At 65.5% G+C, this 19538-nt stretch carries 16 protein-coding genes; 6 read left to right on the top strand and 10 right to left on the bottom strand.

Going from position 1 to position 19538, the window contains the following annotated elements; translation table 11 throughout:
• The first annotated feature begins 43 nt into the window (after positions 1 to 43).
• Together AB0H56_RS06525 and AB0H56_RS06520 are read left to right on the top strand one after the other, a co-directional pair.
• Entirely contained in the window at positions 44 to 532 is a 489-nt protein-coding gene (locus AB0H56_RS06525) for a hypothetical protein (protein WP_357158207.1), read from the top strand.
• A gap of 54 nt (positions 533 to 586) precedes the next feature.
• Positions 587 to 970: a hypothetical protein gene (locus AB0H56_RS06520; protein WP_357158204.1), complete on the top strand. Its 384-nt coding sequence runs from the start codon at positions 587 to 589 to the stop codon at positions 968 to 970.
• 12 nt (positions 971 to 982) lie between these two features.
• Here the strand turns inward: AB0H56_RS06520 and AB0H56_RS06515 are convergent, their stop codons facing one another.
• Positions 983 to 1789 carry a hypothetical protein gene (locus AB0H56_RS06515; protein WP_357158201.1) on the bottom strand — a complete coding sequence of 269 codons (807 nt, stop codon included), beginning with the start codon at positions 1787 to 1789 and terminating at the stop codon, positions 983 to 985.
• A gap of 292 nt (positions 1790 to 2081) precedes the next feature.
• Here AB0H56_RS06515 and AB0H56_RS06510 point away from each other — a divergent pair, with 292 nt between their 5' ends.
• On the top strand, positions 2082 to 2879 hold the full coding sequence (locus AB0H56_RS06510; protein ID WP_357158198.1) for a hypothetical protein: 798 nt from the start codon (positions 2082 to 2084) through the stop codon (positions 2877 to 2879).
• 318 nt (positions 2880 to 3197) lie between these two features.
• The gene (locus AB0H56_RS06505) at positions 3198 to 3521 is read left to right on the top strand and encodes a hypothetical protein (protein ID WP_357158195.1); all 324 of its coding nucleotides are present in this window, start codon (positions 3198 to 3200) and stop codon (positions 3519 to 3521) included.
• 49 nt (positions 3522 to 3570) lie between these two features.
• Here the strand turns inward: AB0H56_RS06505 and AB0H56_RS06500 are convergent, their stop codons facing one another.
• The 5 genes from AB0H56_RS06500 to AB0H56_RS06480 all read right to left on the bottom strand — a co-directional run bounded on the left by AB0H56_RS06500 (position 3571) and on the right by AB0H56_RS06480 (position 7023).
• Positions 3571 to 3978, bottom strand: a complete 408-nt coding sequence (locus AB0H56_RS06500) for a hypothetical protein (RefSeq protein ID WP_357158192.1) — start codon at positions 3976 to 3978, stop codon at positions 3571 to 3573.
• Between the two features lie 73 nt (positions 3979 to 4051).
• Entirely contained in the window at positions 4052 to 4582 is a 531-nt protein-coding gene (locus AB0H56_RS06495; protein ID WP_357158189.1) for a CYTH domain-containing protein, read from the bottom strand.
• A gap of 33 nt (positions 4583 to 4615) precedes the next feature.
• A complete protein-coding gene (locus AB0H56_RS06490; RefSeq protein ID WP_357158186.1) occupies positions 4616 to 5698 on the bottom strand; it encodes a radical SAM protein in 1083 nt (360 codons plus the stop codon).
• 17 nt (positions 5699 to 5715) lie between these two features.
• The gene (locus AB0H56_RS06485; protein ID WP_357158183.1) at positions 5716 to 6315 is read right to left on the bottom strand and encodes a DUF5753 domain-containing protein; all 600 of its coding nucleotides are present in this window, start codon (positions 6313 to 6315) and stop codon (positions 5716 to 5718) included.
• A gap of 219 nt (positions 6316 to 6534) precedes the next feature.
• On the bottom strand, positions 6535 to 7023 hold the full coding sequence (locus tag AB0H56_RS06480) for a DNA-directed RNA polymerase subunit beta (RefSeq protein ID WP_357158180.1): 489 nt from the start codon (positions 7021 to 7023) through the stop codon (positions 6535 to 6537).
• Positions 7024 to 7645: 622 nt separating this feature from the next.
• Between AB0H56_RS06480 and AB0H56_RS06475 the strand changes: the two genes are divergently transcribed.
• Positions 7646 to 8896, top strand: a complete 1251-nt coding sequence (locus AB0H56_RS06475; protein ID WP_357158177.1) for a hypothetical protein — start codon at positions 7646 to 7648, stop codon at positions 8894 to 8896.
• On the opposite strand, the gene AB0H56_RS06470 is transcribed toward AB0H56_RS06475, so the two are convergent.
• Positions 8893 to 9711, bottom strand: coding sequence for an alpha/beta fold hydrolase (locus AB0H56_RS06470; protein ID WP_357158174.1), 819 nt, complete (start codon positions 9709 to 9711; stop codon positions 8893 to 8895). The genes AB0H56_RS06475 and AB0H56_RS06470 overlap by 4 nt on opposite strands.
• A 34-nt stretch (positions 9712 to 9745) precedes the next feature.
• Positions 9746 to 13903 (bottom strand): MobF family relaxase, encoded by a 4158-nt coding sequence (gene mobF / locus AB0H56_RS06465; RefSeq protein ID WP_357158171.1) that lies wholly within the window; start codon positions 13901 to 13903, stop codon positions 9746 to 9748.
• Positions 13904 to 14514: 611 nt separating this feature from the next.
• Between mobF and AB0H56_RS06460 the strand changes: the two genes are divergently transcribed.
• Positions 14515 to 15237, top strand: coding sequence for a tyrosine-type recombinase/integrase (locus AB0H56_RS06460; RefSeq protein ID WP_357158169.1), 723 nt, complete (start codon positions 14515 to 14517; stop codon positions 15235 to 15237).
• 354 nt (positions 15238 to 15591) lie between these two features.
• Here the strand turns inward: AB0H56_RS06460 and AB0H56_RS06455 are convergent, their stop codons facing one another.
• Both AB0H56_RS06455 and AB0H56_RS06450 read right to left on the bottom strand, forming a co-directional pair.
• Positions 15592 to 19131 carry a tetratricopeptide repeat-containing protein gene (locus AB0H56_RS06455; RefSeq protein ID WP_357158166.1) on the bottom strand — a complete coding sequence of 1180 codons (3540 nt, stop codon included), beginning with the start codon at positions 19129 to 19131 and terminating at the stop codon, positions 15592 to 15594.
• 50 nt (positions 19132 to 19181) lie between these two features.
• Complete coding sequence (locus AB0H56_RS06450; RefSeq protein WP_357158163.1) at positions 19182 to 19508, bottom strand: trypco2 family protein; 327 nt, start codon at positions 19506 to 19508, stop codon at positions 19182 to 19184.
• Positions 19509 to 19538 lie beyond the last annotated feature (30 nt).

The raw sequence follows: 19538 nt of genomic DNA, 5'->3' as shown, positions 1-19538 counted from the left end.
TGTTCACCGGGTGAATATGTCCATAGATCAATATGATGCTCTGGTGTCTGGTTACACCTCAATACCGCCCACACCCGATACAGCCATCCCTGTGCCTGACGAGCATTTGCAGCGGTGGGTAGGGGCCACGTACGCAGTCCGCGCGTGCGGCCTGGTGTTGACAAGAACAGTCGATCCCCAACCAAATAGCCAGCTCGCTCAGGTGGATGCCATCTACCACTGGGAGAAGGTCTCCGCCTGGGCTCGGACCTATCTGCTGGCCTCGGCGGAGCACATGGGGATGTGGGCCGACTTCATCGCGCCCTATTCGTTCCCCCCCCCCGGCGCGAGCAACATGGTCCGAATCCGTCCCTATCTACTCCTCGCGCGCGCGGGTCTTGAGGCTGCCGCTCACACCATCTGGCTGCTCGATGTCCCCAACGCAACCCACCAAGAGTGCGTGGAACGTCATGTCCGACTGCTGAACCGCGACTTCCAGTATCACCTCCAGGCTCTGAAAGCTCATGGGGACTCGACAACTTTGATCGACTAACGAATCGCCGGCCTCCAACAACGTGCAGCCACACTCCCGTTTCCCACTTCGCCCTTGAACAAGCCACCGGGCTACGAAAACCTGGTACGCAATGCCGCGAAGGTTACTGGCCATGATGAGGGCCTTTGGGCTTACCTCTGGAACGCCGCCAGCGGCGCTGGACATGGCCAGAACTGGTTCGGGATCGAGGCCTTCGACCCGCTACATCGGGTCGAATACGAACCCGGCCACTACCGTTCGGTGTCCATACCTGACCCGATGTTCGTCACCGAGCTGGTCGACGCCGCCTCAACCACGTTGCAGTGGGCCACGGTTCGCTGGCTCATGTACGCCGGATACAGCCCGGAACTCATCACGCAGGCCATGGCCGAGGTCTTCGCCAAGATGCCGCGAAAGGAAGGCACCGGCGCAGACTCGATCGACCCAGCACCGCAGTAGATAGGACGTACTTCAGGTGGGTAGTCCTCCCCGGCATTCCGGCGGCCCGTCTGTCGACGGCGGGTCGATACGGAGGAGATCGTTCTCGGGGTGCGGTGCAGGCTGCAGGAGGTACGTGCGCAAGGTCTCGTACCTGTCTTCACCTGTCCAGGGATCAGGACCTCCCAACCTCTGGGCCATGAGCCTGACTCCATTGAGGATGCCGCGGTCATCGATCGTTCCGTCGTGCGGGTGCAAGGTCATTCCGGTCCGCGATGTGTGGATGGTGGCCTCGTTGTAGTCGGCCCTCGCATCGTCGTTGAGTTCGCGAATCGTTTTCCTGGCCACAACCAGGCCGTCCGCCTTGCCCGTGATCAGGTCGAACCAGGACCCGGTGTGCCGTGCGGCGAAAGTTGCCCCATACGTGCTGCCGCCGATCTTGTTCCACGGCGGAAACTTTCCGTGCAGCGCCCGGTAGCCCTCAAGCAGTTGCCCTTCGGCTATTGCTGAATACCGCTCGTTGATGTCGTCAGCGATTCCTTCTTGAATGACGATGGAGAAGCCGAGCCAGTCGCGAGTGCGGAACCAATCGTTGATCTGCGCACCCTTGTTGCCTCTGCTCGGCCTGTTCCGCCCTAGGCTGTTGTGCTGGGCGAACCGTGAAGCGAGATTATTCGCCAAGCCGATGTACTGCGCTTCGTGCGTATAGGGATCCCAGTAGCAGTAGATGCCAGCCCGACTCCAGCTCCAGTTGTGCCCAAGCAGCGTGCTCAAGGTCTGGTACATGGTTGACCGCTCGTGGTCTGCGTATACATCGCGCACGACCGTGCCCAACGCCATCGAAAAAGTCTACCGGCCTTCACGCCCATCGACAGGCAAAGCCTGGCGAACGCTACCGCACACAGCGTCCGAGGTCGCCGCAATTGGTCGGCGGCCGTGCTTGCCGTGGCGGGTCACCGAGCATGCGGCTCGGAGGTTAGACCACCGTCGATGGTCGGCGTCGCCCAGAAATGAAGTTTCCTACTGCGCCGTTCGCAAGGACAATTGTCTGATGCCCTCCAGCACCAAGCACCGAGTCCTCGGGTCACGTCGGGACCGCAACGTTGAGTACCCCTGCGGTCTATGCGGCGTCGTGGGCAAGCTGACCAAAACGCATGTCCCGCCCCAGTGTGCGGGAAACTCCACCACTGTCGGTCGGCAATACCTCGTCGAACGCGGCGGGCGTATCACCGGGTCCGGCCGCGAGGTGCGTGGCGGGCTGTACATGTATGGGCTGTGCGGAAACTGCAATAGCCTGCAGAGTCGATATGACGACGCCTACGGCGAGCTGGCGACAGTGCTGCGTCCCTTCAGCCGGAAGACGATCGGTTATGACCCGAGCCACCGCACGAAGCTGCCCGGAGCGCTGTTCCGCCCCGGCGCAGTCGCGAGATCGATGTTCATCGGAGCGCACGGGCTAGCACCGCAGTTTCGCATCCGCCACCCGGACGTCGGCGTCGACCTTCTCGCCGACAAGGCGAGCGTCACCTCCGACGGGCTGCACCTCGTGATAGCCCTCGCCCGCGGTACCACAGCACGGATCGCTGGCTCCACCGGTGGATTCTTCGCCTTCGGACCTCTGTCGAAGGAGGCGCTGAAACGACCTGAGCCCGTTGGCCTTCACAGTCTTGCCGAGGTCTACTTCCCGCCGCTGGCCTGGGCGGTCACCGATGTTCCAGAACTACTGCTGCTGTCGGGCTGGCAGGATGTGACATCTTGGCTGAAATACGGCCCGGACGAGGAGTATCTGCTGTCTGCTCTGGTACCGGAGTTGCCGCAGGTATCGCACCCGCACCACACACCCTTTCAGCACGACGGGTACGTCGAGATGTTCGCTGACGAGGACGCCGGAATCACCGAGATCGTTGAGTGCCGGACACTTGCGAGGTAGCGGTCCGACCACCGGCATGTTTGCTGCCCTGAAGCTCTCGTTCCACACACCGCGTCCGAGGTCAGCTGTTCATCCGCCCGCTGTGCTTACCGTGGGTGGGGTGGTGCCACTGGCGAAGCTGTCCGCGGGCGAGGGCTTCGAGTACTACACACGCGTGATCGCCACCCACAACGCGAACGAACGCCACACCACCGGGATCGACGACTATTACGCCGAGAAGGGCGAGTCCCCGGGGGTGGCTCGGCGCCGGCCTGGCCGCGCTGGGCATCACCGAGGGTGAGCAGGTCACCGAGGCACAGATGCGGGCTCTGCTTTGGGATGCCTGCATTCAACGCCGATGCGATCATCGACTCCGCGATCACCGAGCAGGTCACGCTCGGCGCCAAGACCAAGGACGCGATCCGATACGCGTTGAAGAAGGCCCAGCTCCGGCGCCCGCACAGCCAGTTCACGACAGCGCCGGCAGCTACCGCCACGAATGCGCCAAAGCGCTCACCTAGTGGAACGCGCCCACGGCAACGGTCCCCCCGCGCTGCGGTCCCGCGTGAGCAACGCCGTCGAATCCGGACCGACGTCGCGCTGCGAATGTTCGCTGCCGACGTCGGCCGCGGACCGCTCAACGCCCGTGAACTGTTGGGCTAAGTCGCCCGCGCGAGCCGCCCGTCCAAGACCGCCGACAATCGTTTCGACCTCACGTCCTCGCCGGTGAAGTCGGTGTTCGGTTAACCGCCGCATCACTTCGGTCCGGGTCGACCGAGTCAGCCCAACCGCTAGTGTCCACAGCATCGGCGAGCAGCGTGCCAACCAACGACTCCACACTCACCGCCAGCGGCTTGCCCATCACCCAGCGCGCGGTCGCGCCGATCTGCACGCACGCGCGCATCGCTGCCGCGATCGCGTACTCCCGCCCTTCGGCGAGCTCCTTGCCCTGGCGGCTGTAGCGGGTCATCTGGTTAAGGTTGTTGCCGACCGCGCGAACCTGGTTGTCCAGATCCAGCAGGTTCGGGCTTTCCGCTCGTAGCGTTAGGCGTTGCCGCTGCCCTTGGCGACGGGCAGATAGGCGCGGGACAATTTGCATCTGAATGCCCCGGAGGCTCACGTTGTGATGAGCACCTGGGGCCGTTCGGTTTAGTGCTGTTCTTGCGCTCCGCATCGAGATGCGGGAACCGTCGTCAAAAGCGCAGGTCTCGTATCGTGTTGAGGTCGATTCCGTGACGTGCGTAGATCTTGATCGTGTTCTCGCCGGTGAGGTCTGCTTCGGTATAGCCGAGCAGTTCGGCGACACGGATCACGTCAGCTTTGGTGGCGGCCTCGATCTCGAGATACGGCGGGATCCGGGGCCAGGTGTCGAGTTCGAGTTCTGCGCCGTCGAGGCTGTAGCTCGTCCGCTTGGTTTCCTGGTACGACTTCGCAGAAAATCCCATCATCTCGAGCAGGGCGTTGGTAGCGGTGAAGTCATCGACGCTCACCTCCACCTCGTGGGTACCGTCGATGGCGTCGCTGGTGATCTCTTTGATCGCGAGCGTGATTCGATTTCCATTGTCGCGCAACCGAATCCACTTGCCGTCGACCCCGGGGGCGACGTCGTAGACGTAGCGGCGCATGAATCGCTCGCCGTGCTTGTGGCCGCCCTTGTCCAGGATGTGACGCTCGATGGTGTCGGGGTCGATGTCGAGGATCTTCGCTTCGTGCTCGATGGGCACGGGGACTCCTTCTGAGTTGTCGATGGCGCGAGGCTATCCGACTCGGCGGGTCGTGAGCCTGGTGTACTCAGCATTCCGGAGTTCGAGGACTTCGGTACGCAAGGGGCTGGTCAGGAACTCGGCTAGAGGTAAGCACAGGTCCATGCGTTGGATGCACACTCCGACCTGGAAGGTGCCGGTGCGGTCGTAGTAGAGCCGCACGCCGTAGAAGCCTTCCTCGCAGTCGGTGCCGTTGTTGAACCGGCATCCGGCGCATGTTTGCGGCATCCGGACCGGGCGGATGTGTTTGAAGAAGATGCTGCGCCCGTCGGGCAGGCGGTAGGCGGTGCGGGAGTTGGAACCTCCGGCGGTGACGAAGTGTGCTTCGGCGACGGCGCCCCGGTCTGCGAGGATGTGTTCTATCGCCTCGATCGAGCTGTCGCCTTTGTCGAGCGACATGAGCAACCTCACGGTCAGGTTGGGTGAGAATTCATCGAGCAGCCGGTGCACCCGCGGGGCGTGCGTGTGGTCGGGGACGACGATGTTGGCGCTGGCTTTGACTCCATATGCTTCGCATGCTGCGATCGACCGCTCGAGTGCATCGATTTTGCGTTGGGCCAGAGCAGGATTGCGGTATCGGGGGTGCTGAACTTCGGCGAGTTCGTTTGCGGTGGTGCCGAAGATGGAAAAGTTCACCCGGTCCAGCCCGGCGGCAGCGCAATCGGGGATCACACGTTCGCCGCGTTCACCGTTGGAGGTCATGCCGACGCGGAATCCGGCATTTACGGCGATCTTCGTCAGTGTGGCGACGGTCGGATGCAGGGTCGGTTCGCCCCCGGTCAGATGCAACTCGGTCAATCCCAGAGCATCACCGAGCGCAGCGAGCGCATACGCGAAGTCATCATTGTCTGGAATCGGCGCCGGCAGGAAGGCCGCACCGTTGGTCTGGGCGTAGATCGACATGCGCCCACTCACCCCGGCAGCGACGAAGTCGCCAGGCAAACGGCGCCGGTTGTCAGTGGCTACTGGCGTGCCCTCGTTGTGACAGAACGTGCAAGTCAGGCCGCATGCGTCGTGAATCTTGACGCGCAAGGTGGTGTCTTTGTCGACATGGACAGGGATTCCCGCACGGATCATGGCCGTGCTCCCTTCGTTCAGTTGGTGTGGGCGGCGAGTGCGCGATTGAGGATGGTGCGGGCGTGATCGCCGTACGCGGCCAGGGCGGCGAGGCGGTCGAAGCTGCGTTCGGCGAGTGCGATGTCTTCGTCGCTGGTGGTGTTGACCGTGCCGGTGACGGTCTCGATGTCGACCGACACCAGGTCGTTGATGATGAAATATGTTGCTGGGCTGACGAAAGCGGCGCTGATGGGGACGATGCCGATTTCCACGTTGGGTCGCGCGGCCAGGATCTCGCGAAGGAATCGGATCTGGGATGCCATTACTTGCGAACTGGCCACGGTGCGCAGCAGGGCGGTCTCGCCGAACAGCAGACGGAAGCGGTGGTCGGGGTCGTCGAGCACGGCTTGGCGGTGCAGGCGGGCAGTGACGGTATCTTCGGTGTCGCCGGGCACCTCGAGCGCGACGACACAAGCGGCGATGACCGCGCGGGCGTAGGCGGGCGTTTGCAGTAGCCCAGGGACGAGGTCGGAGCTGTATCCGCGTTGGTTCGTGGTGGCGTGTTCGAGGTCGATGAGGCTGCGTTGCAGACTCGCCAAGCCGTCGTCGCAGGTCTCGTAGTAACTGATGTAGGACACGGCGATCTAACCTCCGATAGGAGTTTTGATGGCAAACGGAGCCGATGAGCGACCCGCCCGAGGTCGCGATTGCGGGGTATCCCCCGGAGGTCGCGGCGGGGGCTGCGACCTCCGGGGAACCTCCCCACCCTCGAGGTCGGTCGGCCTCAGCGCTGAGATCGCTGACGGCCTCGAGGTATTCGGGTGGTCTCAGTGGCCGATGACGCGGTCACCGGTTAGTCAGGAAGGGCCGTGGTGACGAGGGGTGGCGTCCAACATTTCGCGCACGCAGGACAGGACGGTCGTGCCGGAGGGACGGAACGGAGTGGTGGCAGCCACAATCCAGGTCCGGGCGACCTGGTTGTCGGGTCCTGGGGACGGCAATGCGATGTCGCCGTCGCGCACCACAACGACGCGCGCACGCCACAGTTGAGCCAGCACGGCGGGATCGCCGATCGGGTGCATGTCAGCCCGGATGAGGTAGGACCAGGTTCCGGCGCGGGGGTGGCCGATGATCGGAGACGGCCCGATGTTGCGGCGGTGCAATTCGACCTTGACCCGCTGGGCGAGGTCGCTGGGCATTATGACGGCCCCGGTTGATCCGGCCGACATCATGATCCGTCCCGTTGCGGGATCGACGAAGGTCGGCAGGCCACAGATTTTGCGATAGAACAGGCTTCGCGACTGCGGCGAGTCCTGCGTGGCGGCTGATGTGTGCGCGTACGTCACGAATTCACTCCCGCGATGAGGTGTGGCCGAGGATCGTGGTGGTGAGCCCGAATGCGATGGGGCGACGGTTCCCGAACGTTCCGTCCGTGAGGTCACCGGTGCCGGGAGCGGATTCATCCCGGCACCGGGACAGTTGTGAAGCCCATTCGCGGACGGCGGCGGCGACCCGAGCCACCTCCGTCGGCGGAGCACCGATGTAATCGGTTGGGGTGGAGCCGAAGCCGGACACGTACCGACCGCGACTGCGCTGCGGCAGCGGCAGCGGCAGCGGCAGCGGCAGCGACCGGATCAGTCCGAGGTACTCCAGGCCTGCGAGCACTTGTGAAAGATCGCTACCGCCGGGTCGGGGTTCGGGAGTCTGCCTGGTGGGGTGGCTCATTCGGGCCTCCTGCTAACGCGTCCTGCGGGGATGGGGCTGCGTCGGCTGATTCGTCGCTGGTCCCCTGTGTTGGTTCTGTTCTCCATCGTGGGTGCTCGGTGGCATCGCCAGGAACCGCGTAGTGGAGGGGTACCGTAGGCGTATCGTGTGCATTTCCCAGGTCAGCGGCTGGAGACGTAGGTAGCGGCGATGATTCGAGGGCGGGGCTGGACAGGGTTTGAAGCAGCGGCGCTGCAGGAGGCGATGCGGAAGTCGATCCGGGAGTTCGCCGCGTTGCTGGGCGTCGAAACAACCACGGTCAACAACTGGCGCTCGGGATTGAGCAGGGTGAAACCCCGCTCGGAAAAGCAGGCGATCCTGGACACGGTCTATCTGCGCCACACGACCCCAGAGGATCGGGTGCGGTTCAATGAGATCGTGGCCGAAGGCGAGGACACATGGAGAAGCCGCCATCAGTCGCCCAAACGTGCGACTCCCCCGGCGCTCAAACCCACTGATGCGCTAGCGCTGGCACACTGGTTGGCGAGCGACGGCACCGGTATCCCGCCGATCAGCCGAAGTGACGATCTGGAGCGAGTGAGCCTGGCGATGGACCGCGCCCGGCGATACTTCGATGGCTCCATTCTGGAGTTCTTCCGTTCCCAGCTTGCACGCTGCAAAGCCGACGACGGTTCCCTCGGCCCAGCGGAGGCCTTGCCGCTGACGCTCGCGGTTGTCGGCGCAATTCGACGGCACAGCAATGACGTTCCGGCCGAACTGCGTCGGCAGCTGCTGGCCGTCGGGTCCGACGGCGCGGAGTTCGCGGGCTGGCTGTACCGCGACCTCAACGACCCCGTGACCGCCACATTCCTGTACGACCGCTCGATGGAATGGGCCCAGGCTGCAGGCAGCTTGCCCATGCAGGGATACGTCCTGCTCAAAAGGTCCGAGATGGCATACGACTCACGCGACGCAGGGACCCTGCTCGGGCTCGCGCGGGCCGCGAAAGAGGGGCCGTGGCAGCTCCCCGTTCGAGTGCAGGCGCAAGCCGTGCAGCAGGAAGCACTGGGGCTCGCAATGACTGGTGAACCAGTCGCAGCGGTCGAGAAGTGCATCGGTCTTGCAGAGCAACTCCTCGCGCAGGCCGATGGTGCCGATGACCGCGGACTGGTCAGCAATTTCGACGAGAGCACGCTGCGGGTGCGCGCTGCGGTGTGCTACACCGAGGCGGGCAAACCGCAGCGGGCGTCGGAACTGTTCGGGCAGGTGCTGACGGCTGGTGGATTGTCCCGGCGCGATGCCGGCTTCTTCAGCGCGCGACAGGCCAAGGCGCTTGCACTCAGCGGTGAACCGGACGAGGCTGCTGCCGTCGCAATCAGGTCGGTCGCCGTAGGGATCGAGACCCGGTCGGAGCGAACGTTCAAAGTCGTGGCGGACGTATTGCGGACGCTGGCCCCGTGGGATCACCGCCCGGGAGTCCAGCAGCTCCGCGAAGCGGTCGAAGTGTCTGGCTAGTTCGCCAGCCAGTCCGCGACGATTCGGATCACTTCAGCCTGGTACTCCATACTTCTCGGGTCGAGGTATCGCGGATCGTCGTGGACGGCGAATCCATGTTGGGATCCATCGATTTCGACCAGCTCGACGGGCGCGGTGAACTGGTCGACGGCGCTGCGGGACCCGTCGATCGGGACCAATGTGTCGGCATTGCCGTGCACGATGAGGGTGTCCGCTGTGATGTCGCCGAGGACTTCGTTCGGCTTCAGCCAGAAGACTTCGTTGAGCAGTGGCCGACCATGCTTCAGCGTTGGGGTGAATTGGATGGCTCCGGTCGCGTTGAGCTCATCGGCCTTTTCGTCGCTGATGACGTCGTCGGTCCAGTAGTCGCGTGTGTCGATGGTGCGCTTCTTGTAGTCGAGCTGCGGATTCAGCAGCACCAGTCGACTGAGGTCCGCTGGCCGTTTTGCGGCGTAGTACCCGCAGATGCCGCCACCGAAGCTGGCACCGAGTAGTGCGAGATCATGGGCACCTGTGGCGGTTTTGACGGCGGCGAGGCTGGCGCGGATGTCGTTGAGGATGGTCGACAGAGTCAGTTCTTCCTGCCGACCTTCGCTGTCGCCGTGACCGCGAAGATCGAACCGTAGCGAGGCTATGCCCGCGTCGGCGAGGCCCTCTGCGAGCCGGGTGAAGAACCCTCCTTCCTCGCGGGTGACGCCACCACCGTGCACCATCACGACCGCTTTTCCCGTTGGCCGGTCGGCGGTGACGAGTGTGGCGGCAAGGTGCAGGCCGTCGAAGGTGCGAACGCTGGTGATGGTGCTCGTCGAAACCACAGCCTTCACTCAACCAGACCGGGCGAAGGCTGTGCTACCAGTCGACCCCGTGGCCGGGGTCGTGGTGGCGATGGTTGTTCCCGTCGAACTCGTTGATGCTGTCGTCTTCCCAGTCGTACTCGGCGTAGATGCTGCCGAGTACGAGGTCAACGGCATCGTTGATAGCTCGACCGGCAAGGTCGGGTTCCTGGGTGTCCTCGGCCTGGTCGGGGGCGGTGAGGTCAGCGTCGGCTATTTCCAGACGTGTCCAGAGCGCGGCCGCGGGCATCTCGTCGGGCAGGGGGCGGGTGCGGCCGGCCTCGGCGAGTTGGTGTTCTATCTCGATTCCGGCTTTGGCGGCGGCATCGATGTGAGTGGCGACCACGGGCCAGGTCGGGTCGGCGCTGATGCGGGGGTCGATGCGGTCGACGGTCGCTGCCCACCGGTGTTGCGGTAGATGGGCGTTGCCGTCGACCTCGACGATGCGGCGTTGCAACCGTTGTTGATGGGCGCGTTCGATCGCGAGGTGTCGGGTAGGTCCGGTCGGGCGGTGATCGGCCTCGGGCACGTGCAGTCCGGCACGCCAGATCGCGAGGTCGGCGAGCAGTTCAGGGTCTCGCCCGAGTAGCGGTCGCGCCCACTTGGGCGCTGTGCCGGGTGTCCAGGTGCGCGCGGTGTCGCTGACCTGTCGGGCGAGTTCGGCCACAATCCGTTCTCGCGCTTGCACGGGTGCGAGGGTGCCGCGATCGGCGGCGTCTGTCGTGGCGATGGGAAGTCCCGGCGTCCAGGCCAGCGGGCCGGGTCCAGCGGAGTGGTTGCCGGTGGTGTCCAATCGCCAGTCCAGGACGGCGGCGGGGTCTGTCACTGTGTCGAGTTCGCGTGAGGCGATGGCGGTGCGCAGTTCGGCGATCGGGTCGGCTCCGCTGAGGGCGATCATTGCTAGGTGCTGGCGTAGGACCGGGTAGGCGTCGCTGTCGGTGAGTCCTGGAACGAGGTGTTCGGCTGTTCGGTCGATGGTGTCGAGTCGTGTTGTGCCGATGGCGTGTTCGGCGGTCATGCCGAGTGTGTCCAGGTAGATGTCGACGGCGTGGCCGATGCGGCGGGCGGGGTCGAGGGCGTCGCGGAGTTCGGTGTGGGCGGATTTGCGGGTGCCGTCGCGGTCGAGGATGTGAGTCAGATGTTCGACGGCGGTACGGGGGTACTGGGCGGCGACGGTGTAGATGTCGCCTTCGGCGCCGTCGAGGGCGGTGGCGATGTAGGCGTGGTTGGTGTGGCGTCCGCGCGTCATCGCGACGTAGAACTGTTGGCGTGACTCGCGCCCGGACAGGGCGACGTGGCAGGAACCCGCGGTGATGCCTTGCGCGGAATCGATCGTGGTGGCGTATCCCAGGTGTAGGTGTTCACGCACATACTCACCCGGCAAGCGCACAACGGCTGCCGTATCGCGCCCGTGTACGCGCCGCTCGACGGTCACCGACTCGTCGGAATGAACTTGGCGAATGGTCCAGGTGTAGCCATTGCGGACCCAATCGTGGTCTCCCAGTCGGAGTCGGCGATCGTTGCGGCGGGTGCGCACGGTGTCGCCGGCTGACGCCACCAACCCGTCACCGAGGAACACATGCGGGTCGGCGGCCGTGCCCATGGGTAGGTCGCTGTGGGCGATCCGGTGGGCGCGGGCACGGACGTTCAACTCGGTCACGATGTCGTGGGTGGGTGCGAGCATGACCGCGTCGGAGCCGTTGGCGGTGTCGGCGGCCCATGCTCGGTAGGTGTCGTCGTAGACGCTGCCGAGGTGTCCGGCGTGGATTCGACCGTTATCGAGGTACCAGGCGAGTGCGGTCGGATCGCCGTCGCGGAGGCCATTGGAAGCGAGCGCTTCTCCTCGTTGGCGGAACCGCACCACCTCGGAAAGGGTCGGTGTCTGTTGTGGTGAGGCGTCGGCCATGTCGGCGTCGACGCCACCGACGTCGATCGCCGGGAGCTGTTGGTCGTCGCCGATGCATCGCACGGTCGCGCCTCGCGCGGTCAGATACCGAAGCAGTTGCAGGCGTTTGACGGTCGGGAGGGTGATGTGTTCGTCGACGATGACCAGTGTCGTGTCGTCGATGTCGAGTACCCATTGCGGTAGGACCGGCGGGTGTTCGGTGGTCGCGGTGTCGCTGTCGTGGCGGTCGATGACGTGGAGAAGTTTGTCCACGGTTTCGGCGCGTGTGCCGATCGACTCACCCAGCACGGACGCGGCGGCGGCCGTGGGTGCCATGCCCAGCACGGTCCCTCCGGCGGATTCCCATGCGGTGGTGAGGACTTCCATGGCGGTGGTCTTTCCGGTTCCGGCCGCCGCGTTGGCGGTGTGTACGCGCAGTCCGGCGGTCGCGAACAATTCGATGACGCGGATCTGGCCGGGCTTCAGTGGCCGATCCGGGTGTGCGGTGTTGTAATCCGCGACCGCGAGTGCAACGTATCCGGGGTCGAGGGTGCGTCCGCCGGGTTCGACCGAGAGGGCGATGAGTTCGGCTTCGTCGGCGAGTGTGGATTCGGTGGTGTAGATCCGGGAGTTCGCGCGGGTGTGCATCGAGGTGCCATCCCGGCGGCGCAGCCAGGTCGGGACCGCCCTCAGGTCGGGTTGCTCGGCCAGATCGGGGTCGCCGCGGGCGATGGCCGAGGTCGGTGAGAGTGCTTGTTCGACAACCTCCTCGGCGACGCGTGACCAGTCGTCGGGGGCCACGTTGCCGCGGAGTTGGCGTTCGACTTCAGCGCGGAGGTTGAACTCGCGCCAGGTCGCGCGGCGCTCGGAGACCGCCGCCAGCGCTTGGTCGGCGACGTGGGTGATGAACGCACGATCCGGTACCGGACGCGGCGTGTGTGGGGCGGCCAGGACGCGGGGAATGATGGCGTCGACGGCATCGGGGCCGCCCAGTAGCGCTTCGGCTTCGGCCCGCCAGGTGGCGCGTTGCTCGGCATGGGAACGCGGAGCATGCTTCTTGGGCCGCGTTTCCAGGGTGGCGCGTTGGGCCAGATGGTGCACCTGACCTGGTCCGGGTTCGTGCCCGAATTCGGTCTGCCATTGGGCGGTGAGGGTGTCGAGTCGGTCGGTGATCGCGGCTGCGCGCCGGGACCAGTGGTGGATCAATTCCAGGGGGACGCCGACGATTTCGCGGACTCGGACTTGGTCGGCGGTGCGGTCGGGGCGGGTTTCGAACCGGATTCCCAGCGCGATTTCCAGATGGTGCTCGACGCGGGTGTCGAAGATCTCCGACATCGTGACGCCGCCTTCGTGAAGTACTTTGCCGTCGATGGTGCGCCACTTGCCGTCGCGGGTCCGGACGCGGTTGCTCACCAGGACGTGGAGGTGCAGGTCGGGATCACCGGCGCGGGAGTCGCGGTGCAGGAACGTGGAGGCGATGATGCCTTCCACGTCGACTTGCCGGACACCGTTGCGTCCCAGTCGGGTGAACAGAGCGTCGTCCTCGGCGAAGGTCAATGCGTCGATGGCCGCGCGGCGGACGGCGGTCTCGATGATCGTCTGCATCTCGGGTGTGCCGATCGCCCACAACACCGCGATGCTCTTGACCGCGCTGAAGGTGAAGTCGTAGCCGGCGACCGCGGTGCGGTCCGGGCGTGAGTTCTTGGCGATCCATCCGGACAGTTCGCGTGCGTCCAGGGGCGTGCGTTTGTACTCGGTAGTGAACATAGCGGTCGCGACCTCGGTGCGGATGCGGGCGCGGGTCTCGTCAGAGATGTGGGCGGTTACGCAGGCTCCCACGCTGGTGTTGTAGTCGCGGTATGCCTGGGACTTGGCTTTTCGGTACTCGGAGACCGAGGTGTAGATCGAGTATCTGTTGCCGAGCCGGGTTGCCGTTTCTGCTCGCCTGGCGGCTTCGGCGGGCCGGACTCCGAGGTCGAGGTACTGAGCTTCGGTGCGTTCGCGGACCGCCTCGGCGTTCGGGTGTAGCCCTTCCCCGAACAGATTCCGCATCTGGTCCCCGGTGACCTCCGAGCCTTCGTCGATTCCGAGTGCGGACAGGCCGGTGCCGTACCAGGTTCCGGGAGCCTCGCCGTGCTCGTCGTAGTACTGCGACAGGGAGGCGCGCCCACGCTCGGTGTCGTTGGCGGCGGTTTTCCGCATGTAGTACTCGTAGCCGCCACCGGCGGCGACTTTGTGCATTGTCACGACCATGTCTCTATGAAGCACCCATGAATTCGACTGCCGCAAGGGGCAATTGAAATGACCGAATCGTTCAGGACAACTTTGGACAACTCTGGACAACTTTCTACACCGGCCGTAATCGAATTGTGTCCGGCCTGCGGTCCTGAGAAACCCGAAGAACCCTGAGATGCAAGATGTCTGATCGTTTGTTTTGAGGGGGCGGAGAGTGGATTTTGGATGGGGAGGTGGCGTGAGAGTGGTGGTGGTGTGTGGGCTGCGTGGGGCGGTGCAGCGGAATGTTGTGCGGGGTGTTGGGCGGGTGGCGTGATGCACGTCTTCGATTGATGCTGGGGCGAAGCGGAATTGCGGTCGGAGCCGACCCAGGTGCGGCGACCGATGATCGGCGACGGCAATTCAGCAGTGCGCGTGCGTATTACCGGTCTGCGACGTCGGCGACCTCGGCGGGTTGGTAGCGCGAGCGGTCGAGTTCAGGTCTACTGGATTGTGGAAGAGCCGTTGATCGGGCAGAAAGGATGTCCGATGTTCGTTCATGCTCTTCTCGATCCCGGCTCGGCCGTGAGGAACAGCGACCGCGGCGGAATCCGTCGAGTGGTCCGGAGGCGGCGATGACCGAGTCTCCGCACGACATCGCGCGACGTCTGCTCGAACAGCTCGGCGTGCAGGCCGAAGATCTTGTATCCAGATCGAATCCCGGACCGGTCCCGACATTCGACGAGTACATCGCCCGCGTCATCCCGACGGTCCGGGCGGGAACGTTGCGGACCTACCGGCCGTATTGGCAACGACTGCGCGAGGACTGGGGTTCGCGGCCCATCGACGACCCGACGACGCTGGAGATGCAGGCATTGGTCGAGGAGACCCGCGCGCGAGCGGTGTACCGCCGCAACTCCCGCGACGGTCGGTCAGCTGCCGAACACATGGTCGGTGCACTGCGATACCTGTACCGCTACGCTACCAGCAACGGCTATGTCCAAACGGTCAACGCGGCCACGGAGCTGGCGAGGCCGCGCCGGCTTCCGAGCCCACGCGGCGCTATCACGGCCGATCGCCTCGGCGCGATCATCGAGGCGGTGACCACAACCGGTGATGACACCGAACTGGACGCGCTGCTGCTGCGCCTGCACCTCGAGACCGCGTGCCGCACCGGTAGCGCGCTCGCGCTGCGGCCCTCGGACCTGGATGCAGGGCAGCGGCTGGTGAAGCTACGCGGGAAAGGCGGCACGGTTCATTGGCAGCCGGTCTCGTCGACATTGCTGGCGATGCTCACCGCCCAGTGCGATCGGGGCGCCGCGCCGGGTGAGCAGTTGTTGCGCTACCGGCACGGTCGCCCGATCTCCCGCCGTCGGTATGACCACCTGTGGATGCGAGCCGGGGCGTGAGCTGCGGTGGGTGGCGACACAGCAGATCAGTACGCATTGGCTGCGGCACACGGTGCTGACCTGGGTGGAACGGAACTTCGGCTTCGCTGTCGCTCGGGCGTATGCCGCGCACGCAATCCAGTACACCCCCGGTGGGGCAACGTTGACCTATGTTCGGGCCAGCGTCCACGAAGTCGCGGGTGCGCTGTCGGCGCTCACCGGCGAAGTTCATCCGCTGGCCGAGGGCCAGTCGACAACCCCACCGGTGTTGCCGCCTCTACCGCTTCCGGACCGGCCCCGCGCTCGACGCCGCTGAGCACAGCCCGTGCTGGCGCAGTACGGCACCGCGTTCTGCGGTGCCAAGTGGTAGTCCGGTCAATCGGGTTCGTTTCCCGCGGGGGTGGACCGTAACCATTCGAGCACTGTTTGCACTCGTTCGACGTCGGCGCCATTCACCGCCGGATGGCGGTCAGCTATCAACCGGTAGATCCCCATGGCCTCCTCGGCCGCGGTCAGGCCTTCCTCGCGGCGACCCAGCTCCCCCAAAACGACCGCGACGTCGTTCAGGCTCCTTGCGAGTTCGGGGAGGTAGGCGTCGGGGTGGTGTTCGGCCAGCCTCCGGTAGATCTTTACGGATTCCTCGGCCGCGGCGAGGCCTTCCTCCCGTCGGCCCAGCTCCCCCAAAACGACCGCGACGTTGTTCAGGCTGGTCGCGAGGTCGGAGAGGTAGGCGCCGGGGTGGTATTCGGCCAGCCCCTGGTAGATCTTTACGGATTCCTCGGCCGCGGCGAGGCCTTCCTCGCGGCGACCCAGCTCCCCCAACCAGATTGCGACGTTGTTCAGGCTGGTCGCGAGGTTAGGGAGGTAGGTGGCGGGGTGGTGTTCGGCCAGCCTCCGGTAGATCTTTACGGATTCCTCGGCCGCGGCGAGGCCTTCCCCATGGCGACCCAGCTCCCCCAACCAGATTGCGACGTTGTTCAGGCTGGTCGCGAGGTCGGGGAGGTGGGCGGCGGGGTGGTGTTCGGCCAGCCCCCGGTGGATCTCCATGGCTTCCTCGGTCGCGGTCAGGGCTTCCTCCCGTCGACCCAGCACCCCCAACCGGACCGCGACGTTGTTCAGGCTCCTTGCGAGGCTGGGGAGGTAGGTGGCGGGGTGGTGTTCGGCCAGCCCCCGGTAGATCTCCATGGCTTCCTCGGCCGCGGTGAAGCTATCCTCGCGGCGGCCCAGCTCCCCAGACCAGACCGCGACGTTGTTCAGACTGGTCGCGAGGTCGGGGAGGTAGGTGTCGGGGTGGTGTTCGGCCAGCCTCCGGTTGATCCCCATGGCTTCCTCGGCCGCGGCGAGGCCTTCCGCATGGCGGCCCAGCTCCCCCAGAACAACCGAGATGTTGTTCAGGCACTTTGCGAGGTTGGGGAGGTAGGTGTCGGGGTGGTGTTCGGCCAGCCCCCGGTGGATCTCCATGGCTTCCTCGGCCACGGCGAGGCTCTCCTGGCGGCGGCCCAGTTCTCTCAACCGGTTCGTGACGTTGTTCAGGATCATCGCGAGTTCGGGGAGGTAGGTGTCGGGGTGGTGTTCGGCCAGCCCCCGGTGGATCTCCATGGCTTCCTCGGCCGCGGCGAGGCCTTCCTCATGGCGGCCCAGCTCCCCCAACCAGACCGAGATGTTGTTCAGGCTCTTTGCGAGGTCGGGGAGGTAGGTGTCGGGGTGGTGTTCGGCCAGCCTCCGTCGGATCTTTACGGATTCCTCAGCCGCGGCGAGGCCTTCCTCGCGGCGGCCCAGCTCCCCTAACCGGATCGCGACGTTGTTCAGGCTGGCCGCGAGGAGTGGTTGGTTGCCGGTGTGGCGGTAGTGCTCAGTGAGAGCGTGAGTGAGGGTTGTGGCGGTAGCGGCGAGTACGCGGGTCTTGAGTGGGATGGCGCTATGTAGGGCGGCGAGGGTATCGGCTGGGATGCCGGGGATGGCGGCGATCTGGTCCAGTGCGGTGATCAGGGGTTCGGGGTATTCGACCCGGGTGGCGACTCGGACCGCAGCCACGTGCAGGGTGGGCCACCGCACGCACCAGGCGGTGAGGATGTCTGCGGTGGCGGTGAGGGTGGGGTGTGCGGCGGCGCGGGTGCAGACGGTCAGCAGCTGCTCGGCTTCGCCTTCGTTGTCGGTGGTGGCGGCGAAGTATTCGATGACGCAGTCGCGGGTCGGGTGCAGCATCAACCTGCCCACGAGTTGTTCGGCGAGCCGGTCGGGTTCCAGCCCGGCGTAGACACCGGCGCTCTGGCCGGGGTACAGGCTCATCAGCCAGTCCCGGATCCTGGTGTGGACCAGTCGCGGCTGGTCGCTGAGATCCGGTACCCGCGTGAGTACCCGTCCGAGCTCCTTGTTGGTGGTGGCGCCGAGCACGATCGTGGCCGCCAAGACGTCTTTGAGCGTGGCGAGTCCTAGCCCGTCGAGGTCGTGACGGGTGGCGGTGGCGGTCCAGTAGCGGTATTCGTGCTCGAGGATCCGGTCTTCCAGACTGTGTTGACCTGTCACGGGCGTCGTCGTGGGGTGGTGGGTGTCGAGCAGGTCGGCCAGGGCCCCCATCTGTACACCGAGCACCGTCGTGCCGTCCCCGAGATCTCGATACGGTCGGGTCAACACGCTGGTAGCGGCCCGCGACCACTCGACTCCGCCGAGGTCCGCGAGCCGGGGAAGCTCGCCCGCGAACGCCAACATGGTGGCGCGGTAGGTGGCATGCCGGGATTCGATGTCGTCATCGAGGGGCAGCAGGCTGGTATGGCGGGTGCGGGCGGTGATGTCACCGACCGTGCCACTGGTCGCGGCCAGTTGGGTCCACCATTCCCCGACCGTGCGCGCCAACAGCACCACCTTGACCGGCCGGTCCCCGACATGGGCGGCCAGCTCGGTCAACAGTATCCCCACCTGCGGCACCCGTGCTTCGGCGTAATCGATCACTACCAGCAACTCGGTCACAACCTGCCCGAGCACCCGCAGTCTTTCCGCGGTATCGACGGCCGGATCGAGCCACAGCACCGACCACCGCTGCGCGGCGAGTTCGGTACCGAGCTGGTGAGCCAGCCGGGTCTTGCCCTGCCCACCCGCACCGTGCACCAACCACATACCTACCCCAGGCTCGGATGCCCAGGCGCGCAGGTCGGCGAGCACATCGTGACGGCCACGGAACTCGACCACCGCGCGTCGCGCGGTCAGCAACGTCGCCGGCGTGCCCGCTACCGTCGCGGCACGGGTCGGGGACTGGTGATCGGCCAGATCCTGCAACTCCACCGGCGCCCACTCCAACCCGGCCGGGCCGCAATGTCGTTCGAGCACCTCCCGGAACCCGGACTGGGCCAACAGGACATAGGCCGGCACCACACCGAGCGCGGCGTGGCCGCGGTGATCAGGATCGGTAGCCACCACCCCGGTCAACAAGGACCCGCAGTAGACAGCCGCCCCCGAGATGCCCTTCCACGGCGACTCTCCCACCGCTGTGGGTGGGTATTCGTTCAGGTGCAGGATGTGGCGGTGACCGTAGCCGTCACCGGGGTTGAGCGTGCCGGTCGGCTGCTCGGTATCGGTGGCCCTGCCCTTGCGCTGGGCGAAATCCGGGAGACCCCAGGTGCGACACGCGATCCCGGGCTGATGGGTGACGATTCGACCCCAGATCACCGGCCGCATCCGCGGCGGTTCCCACGCGGGGTCCTCGATCTGTACCAGGGCGGCGTCGGTCGTGCCGTCCCCGCGCCCGCACCAGGCAACCGACGCGGTGTATTCGCCGCGGCGTCCGGGCCGGATCACCGTCACCTCGGTGGTGTGCTCACCGACCACGTGTGCGGAAGTCAGCACAAGCCGGGGCGCGATCAGATACCCCGAGCCCGCGCCACCCGCACCGGTTACACCGACTAACTGCTCCCACCGCACCGCCCAACGCCTCCTTCACGCCACCGGGGCCAACGCCCCGGCCCTCAGGGCTACGGCTCGTAGCGCTCGTCCTCGGCACCCGGCACCCGCTGCTGCTGGTCACTACCGACCAGCACACCCCCACCACTCGGGTTCTTCGGGGTCAGGGTGAGGGTGACGCGTTGGGTGTGGGCGTACGCGAGCCCGGCCTTGGCCTCGCCGTTGACAACCCACGCCTTGAACCCGGCCTTGACCGACGCGTCACGACGCAACTCGACCTCGAACGACAACTCGATTGGCCCGACCTCGAAGTTCAACCCCGCACCGGCGCCCTGCGCCGCCGCGGTCAACAACTCATCACGCAACGCCGCGACGGCGTCCGCCAACTCGATCTCCATAACCACTCCTATCGCCGTCGGTAGCGCCAC

It is taken from the genome of Nocardia sp. NPDC050717 (assembly GCF_040654275.1).
In the GTDB taxonomy this organism is placed as follows: Bacteria; Actinomycetota; Actinomycetes; order Mycobacteriales; family Mycobacteriaceae; genus Nocardia.
Note: the sequence above shows the minus strand (reverse complement) of the source record. Positions and strands in the feature narration are given on the sequence as shown.